2 protein-coding genes and 1 pseudogene are annotated in these 6,825 nt (G+C 54.5%); all 3 read right to left on the reverse strand.

What is annotated here, in order from left to right:
* Positions 1–138: 138 nt before the first annotated feature.
* Entirely contained in the window at positions 139–3,180 is a 3,042-nt protein-coding gene (locus JGK22_RS19895; RefSeq protein ID WP_293313457.1) for a calcium-binding protein, read from the reverse strand.
* 34 nt (positions 3,181–3,214) lie between these two features.
* A complete protein-coding gene (locus tag JGK22_RS19900; RefSeq protein ID WP_293313459.1) occupies positions 3,215–6,517 on the reverse strand; it encodes an Ig-like domain-containing protein in 3,303 nt (1,100 codons plus the stop codon).
* Positions 6,518–6,641: 124 nt separating this feature from the next.
* Positions 6,642–6,825, reverse strand: a pseudogene (locus JGK22_RS19905) (RNA-guided endonuclease TnpB family protein); the annotation flags it as partial.

The following is a 6,825-nucleotide window of genomic DNA, read 5'->3' on the forward strand; positions in this document are numbered from 1 at the left end:
CTACACAAACAAAGTCCGCCTCCGCGGACTGAAGAAAATAACGTAATTTCAACAGCCCGCTGTTCTACTCTTCAACCCACGGAGGTGGGTTTTGTTTGTATAGAGGCGGTTTCAACCGCGAGCGTCTTCTATCTATTCCTAGATAAACGTGAAGTCAAATCCCGAAAGAGAAGAAACCCCTGTTACACCATTTAACTTCGCCAAAATGCGAGAATCGTTGCCGGCGAGGTTGTTGCCATTGCCGTCATAAATGATGTAAGTATTGCCGCCGGAATCGTAGGCAAACAAGAATGCACTTCCTCCTAGAATATTTGCAGAAACAGTTGTCTGCACGTTCAGCAGAACTAGGGTGCCACTACTGAGATTCCCGAATCCGGGGGCAAAGTTAAACTGATCGGCGATCGGCACACCGAGACCGGTAAAATCAGTAATCACATCGTATCCGCCGGCGGCGATCGCAGCATTGATGGCCGCCGAAGAAGCCGCATCAAAGGCCAGCCCGCCATCCGCAGGACTGGTATAGCGGAATTGATTGCTACCACCGCCACCCGTCATGGTATCTGCACCCAGGCCGCCTACGAGCACGTCGTTATCCAAACCGCCGTTCATCGTATCGTTGCCGCCTTGGCCGTCAACAGTATCTGCCCCTGCAAAACCGTTCAAATTGTCCGGCAAAGAACCACCAACCAATTTGTTAGGCCCGCTATCAGCCGCCAAGATGGAAACGGCGATCGTACCTGTGCCCGGAATTGTCCCGAATCCGTCGCTGACGCTGTAGGTGAAAGTAGTTGTACCCGCTACGTTGCCGGGGATGAACTGCACCTGAGTGCCGAGATTCACAGCTATGCCCAGTTTTGGCGTGCCGACATTGATAATGCTGAGTGGCCCTTTCTGCGGGCTGGAATCGTTGGCGAGTACGTCGATGAATGTCGGCAGCAGATTATTCGTATTCGTAAATACGATGCCGTCATCGCCAAGCACCGGCGGCAGGCTAGTCGGAAGGGTTGACGATGTATTGAAAGAGTTGATGTTAATCGCAACTGAGGCTGCCGCCGTGCCACCTTGATCGTCCGCTACGCTGTAGCTGAAGGAACCGGCTGACCCGATTACATCAGTTTTAGGTTGGAATTGCAGGCCGAGTAATTCCTGAACTGTCAGTTTTTGGTTCAGGGCGATCGGAGTTGTACCGACAACTACTTGACCGAAATTCGGATTGGGCACTCCGATTACTCCGATCGACAATGGTTGGCCCTCTGGATCTGTCGGCTGCGAAATACTTAGAGACAGAGGCGAATTCTGCAAAGCTGTCAGCGTTTTACCAGTTTCGACGATCGGCAGTTCGTTAGGAGTCGGAGTGGTAAAACTCGGCGGAACTGGCCCACCACCGAAAGGCGGAGGAGTTGGGGTTGTCGCAGTTGGAGTCGGGACTATAGAAGGACTCGGACTCGGAGTTGTCCCCGGTGATGGAGTCGGACTCGGAACCTGTGTCGGTAATGTCCCCGGCGACGGAGTTGGACTCGGATTTGTCCCCGGTGATGGCGATGGAGTCGGACTCGGACTTGTCCCCGGAGTCGGACTTGTTGCCGGAGTCGGACTTGTTGCCGGAGTCGGACTTGTTGCCGGAGTCGGACTCGTTGCCGGAGTTGGACTTGTTGCCGGAGTTGGACTTGTTGCCGGAGTCGGACTTGTTGCCGGAGTCGGACTTGTTGCCGGAGTTGGAGAAGCAGTTGTCCCCGTCGGTGGCGGTGTCGTAACAGGTTTTGTCCCCGTTGAGGGTGTCGGGGAAGCCGTTGTCCCCGTTGGTGTCGGGGAAGCCGTTGTCCCCGTCGGAGTTGGAGAAGCCGTTGTCCCCGTCGGAGTTGGAGAAGGACTTGTCCCCCTCGGTGTCGGAGAAACACTTGTTCCCTGAATAGTAAAGGGATTATCTTCTACGCGCGGTATTCGAGCCGTAGTGAACCTAGATTCATCTAGCGAACCAGGTCGCACATCAACCAACACCGCCAAAAATTCGCCAGTTTGCTTGTCCTGAATAATCGTGTTGCTAGAATTCGAGCCTTGACCCTGGAAGATGTTTAACTGTGTAAAGTTCAGACCTCCAGCCAAGCCGATCGAATCTCCTGCCTTAAAATCTCTGATTAAATCAGCATCACCGATCTCGCGGCCGCCAGTAGTCAGAAACCCGCTACTAGAAACCGACGTACCCACCCTACCGAGAACAAAGATATCCGAACCCTCGCCTCCTGTCAGAGTATCAGACCCGCGATCGCCCGTCAGAATATCATCCCCAGCATCTCCAGACAGAGCATCATTGCCATCTCCTCCAAATAGCAGGTCATCACCCTCGCCACCCTCACCAGTATCGTTACCAACACCGCCGCTGATGACATCCCCACCGTCGGCGCCCAAAAGAATATCATTGCCCGCAGCGCCGATCAGGCAGTCATTGCCCGTGTCGCCAAAAACAGTGTCACTGCCCTTGTCGCCAAAAATCAGGTCGTCTTCCGCACCTCCGCGCAGACAGTCATTGCCTTTACCGCCGTACAGCGTATCGTTGCCTTCCGAACCCAAGACAACATCGTTGCCCTGGTCGCCAAAAGCTGCATCGTTGCCCTGGTCGCCAGAAACCAAGTCATCGCCTTTGCCGCCCCGCACGGTGTCATTACTGCGTCCGCCTTCAACGATATCTTTACCAGCGCCACCATTGAGAGAATCGTTACCGTCTTCGCCCCTGATGATATCGTCCCCGTCCCGACCCAGAATCGTGTCGTCCCCGTCGCGCCCGGAAATCGTGTCGTTGAACAAGCTGCCGATTAAATAGTTATTCCCGTCATTGGCGACAACTACACCATCGACAAACAGCGGCTGTGGGGGAGGCGTGGGTACGGTCGGAGTTGGTCGAGGCACCGGTACGATCGAAATCCCCGGGCCTGTCCCCATCATCGTCGGAGTTGTCCCCGTCATCGACGGAGTTGTCCCCGTCATCGTCGGAGTTGTCCCCGCCATCGACGGAGTTGTCCCCGTCATCGACGGAGAAGTCCCCGTCATCGACGGAGAAGTCCCCGTCATCGTTGGAGAAGTCCCCGTCATCGACGGAGAAGTCCCCGTCATCGACGGAGTTGTCCCCGGCGACGGCGTAGGAGTGGTCTCCGGTATAATAATTACTGGTACTGCACTGGGCATTTTTCGGACTCCTTGCGACGCTACTCAAAAACGACTAGATAAACTTAAAGTCAGAGGCAGTAATGACGGTGCTAAGAGCTCCCGGCACTGTAGGAATAGAATTCAACACTGCCAAATCGAAAGCTGGGAGACTGTCGTCTGCCACATTCGGGTCAAAGCCAAGAACATACTGGTTAAAAGTATTGTTCAGGTACACGAAGAAAGCTCCAGTTTTGCTCGAACCGTTTTGATTCTTCAACACTGCATTGATTGCTTGAGCGTTGTCAAATTTAGATTCAAACAAAATTACTTCTTGCTTGCTGATGTTGTCGCCGCCACTGCCGATATTCCTGACGATAAAACTGGTGAAATCGTTAGTAGTTCCCGAGTTTGTTAAACCTGCGAAATTTGACGACCTGAACAAGAATCTGTCGGTGCCGGTGCCATTAGCATTAAAGTCAGTAATGATATCTACACCTTCACTCGGAGTTTCGTAGTAGAAGAAATCATTACCAGCATCGCCGGTGAGCAAGTCAGAACCGTTCCCGCCGCCCAAAATATCATTGCCCGCACCGCCGGAAAGCGAGTCATTGTCATCGCCACCCAATACCAAGTCGTTGCCGAAGGCGCCGCTGAGACAGTCGCTACCGGCGCCGCCGTCTACAGTGTCGTCGCCCGCTTCGCCCAACAGGGAGTCGCCGCCGCCCTCGCCTAATATGTAGTCGTTGCCCGCACCTCCGAGTCCGGTGTCGCTGCCTTCTCCACCTAAAATGGTGTCTTCGCTATCGCCGCCGGAGATCGAATCGTTATTGATACCGCCATCGAGCAAGTCTCTGCCGATGCTGCCATCGAGGATGTCGTCGCCGGCACCGCCCTCGATCGAGTCATCGCCAATTCCACCCAATAATGTGTCGGTGCCGCTGCCTCCAAGTATCGAGTCCTCGCCGGCTTCTCCCAATATCGAATCATTCCCAGCGCCGCCGTCAATGGTGTCGCCGTTGTCACCGCCCGAGATGATGTCATTGTCATTGCCGCCGAACATCAAATCGTTGCCCAGTCCGCCAACTAGCGAATCTATGCCATCTTCGCCATTGATGGTGTCGTTGCCCAGTCCGCCGTCGAGGTTGTCGTTGCCGATCGAACCCAGCAGCGAGTCATTGCCTGCATCACCGAATGCAAAGTCGTCGCCGCCCCTGCCGTCGATGATGTCGTCCCCGGCACCGCCTGAGATGGTATCGTTGCCTGCCCCGCCGATGATGTAGTCGCTGATGTTGCTGCCTGTAAAGCTGCTGGCAGGAAGTGCGGTGCGATCGACAATATTATCTACCACCGTAATGCTGAAGGATGCCGGCCCGATCTTTGAAGACCCGTCGGAGGCTGTAAACGTGAAACTGTCGCTGCCACCTCCTGCTAACAAGTTGTATTTGACAATGTTGTTGTTGACATCGTCTTGGCTAAATTTGCCGCCCACGTTGAGAAATGTGGTGCCCCTTTGCACAAAACCTCTGGTAGCGTCGGGGGCTTTAGTAATCGTGTAAACAATTTCCGATGGAGGGTTGTCGGGATCTGTCACCAACAAATCGGCGGCGGTGATTGTCTGAGTAGGAGCACTTTTGGCAACCACCACACCATCGTTAATAACTAGCTGTGGGGGGTTGCTGACGTTGATAGTTACTGTTGCCTGAGCAGTGCCGCGGTTGCCGTCTGAGATCGAGTAGCTGAAGCTGTCAGAACCAGAGAAGCCAGCATTTGGGGTGTATTGGAAGTCGCCGCCGCCCAAGGGAGTCAGAGTTCCTTTGGCTGTTGGGGTAAAAGTCGTAACAGTCAGAGGGTTCTTGTCCGCATCGGTGTCGTTCAACAAAACATTGAAACTGAGACCTTGACCTGAAACCGTGGTGAAGTTGTCGTTAACTGCGACTGGAAGCTGATTGACAGGTGTCGGACTCGGACTTCCTGTCGGCGTCGGACTTCCTGTCGGTGTCGGGCTTCCTGTCGGCGTCGGCGTTGGACTCGGACTTGCCGTCGGCGTGGGGAAGATTGGCCTCGGACTCGGCGTCGGAGTGTCTGTGGGAGTCGGAGTGTCTGTGGGTGTGGGAGTCGGACTCGGTGTCGGAGTTGGTGTGGGAGTCGGACTTGCCGTCGGTGTGGGAGTCGGCGTCGGACTCGGAGTCGGCGTCGGAGCTGGTAGTGGGGTGGCGCTGCCTGGAACTATGGGGGCAATTACAAATGAGCTGCGTCCCAAGGTTCTGCTGTCTACTCCGGGCAATACTGCTAAAAAGTCGCCGCTGACGCCGTTGCGAATAATGGTGCTGCCGGCTTTGCTGTCGGTGCTTTGGAAGATTACCAAATCTTCAAACTTGAGGTCGCCGCTCAGCCCGATCGCATCTTCACCTTGGCGAAAGTCTGTGAAAATATCAGCATCGGCGATATCCGGGCCGCCTGTGGTGAGAAATGCTGGGTTAGTGCCGTTGCTGCTGCTGCCACCGGGGGTACTGAAGGTACCGATAACGAAGACATCTCTCCCTTCGCCTCCTGCTACTATGTCTTTGCCTGCTTCGCCCCAAAGAATATCGTTGCCAGCACCACCGTCCACGATGTCGTCCCCAGCACCGCCGAACACGATGTCATCGCCGTCACCTGCAAAAATGGTATCCGCGCCGCCATTGCCGTAGAGCCAGTCGCCTCCTTCGTTGCCAAATAGCAAGTCTTCGCCTTCGCCACCGAAGAGCGAGTCATTACCTTGATCGCCCCAGAGAACGTCATCGCCGCGATCGCCCAAAAAGCTGTCGTCGCCCAACCCACCGCGCAAGCTGTCGCTGCCTTTGCCGCCGTAAGTCGTATCTTTGCCTTCGCCTCCAATTACCGTATCGTTGCCGTCATTGCCGTACAACAAATCGGGGTTATTTCCCCCGTCGAGGGAATCGCTGCCTTTGCCTCCGTACAGGGTATCGAGTCCTGAACCGCCGTCGAGCACGTCGTTGCCGGGGCCACCAAACAATACGTCCTCATCATCATTGCCAAAAACTAAATCATCGCCACTAGATCCTTGCAGGTTGTCGTTGCCTTGCAGCCCGGAAATCACGTCGGGGCCGGGACTGCCAACTAACGAGTCGTTGGTTTCTGTTCCCCGAAGTACGCCCCCGATGATTGAGGGTACGGTACCTTTTCCTCCGCCCAATGTGTCGTCTATGCCGCCCAATGTGTCGTCGGAAGGCCTTGGCGTCGTCGGTGTCGGCGTCGTCGGTGTCGGCGTCGTCGGTGTCGGCGTCGTCGGTGTTGGTGTCGTCGGCGTTGGCGTTGTCTCCGGCGTTGGCGTTGGCGTTGGCTCAACTATAATAATTGGTACTGCACTGGGCATTATTTTGGCTCCTTATCAAAGACGATCCCGATTAACTTTAAGAAGTGATTAGTATCAGCTTGTTGCCACAAATCTGGCCTAAAATTGATTATTGACACTCCCCGGTCTGAAGACGCGGGGATTCTTAAGGACAAACTTTGGGGGATGAATCCGCCCAAAGTTTAATTCTTAAAGGGTTAGTCAGTAACCCGCTACCCACTCGCTCAACTATTGAGTCTATGGCTACTTTTGATTTCCTAATGATGTTTGCCGCACCGTTAACATCTGCATTCAGAATTGATTTCTGAGCAGAACGGTATAAACCTCGT

Source organism: Microcoleus sp. PH2017_08_TRC_O_A (assembly GCF_020738665.1).
Classification (GTDB): domain Bacteria; phylum Cyanobacteriota; class Cyanobacteriia; order Cyanobacteriales; family Microcoleaceae; genus Microcoleus.

What these genes read in the sequence shown, in the direction of transcription:
- JGK22_RS19900 (WP_293313459.1), bottom strand. Translation starts at nt 6,517, where the DNA reads ATGCCCAGTGCAGTACCAATTATTATAGTTGAGCCAACGCCAACGCCA.
- JGK22_RS19895 (WP_293313457.1), bottom strand. Translation starts at nt 3,180, where the DNA reads ATGCCCAGTGCAGTACCAGTAATTATTATACCGGAGACCACTCCTACG.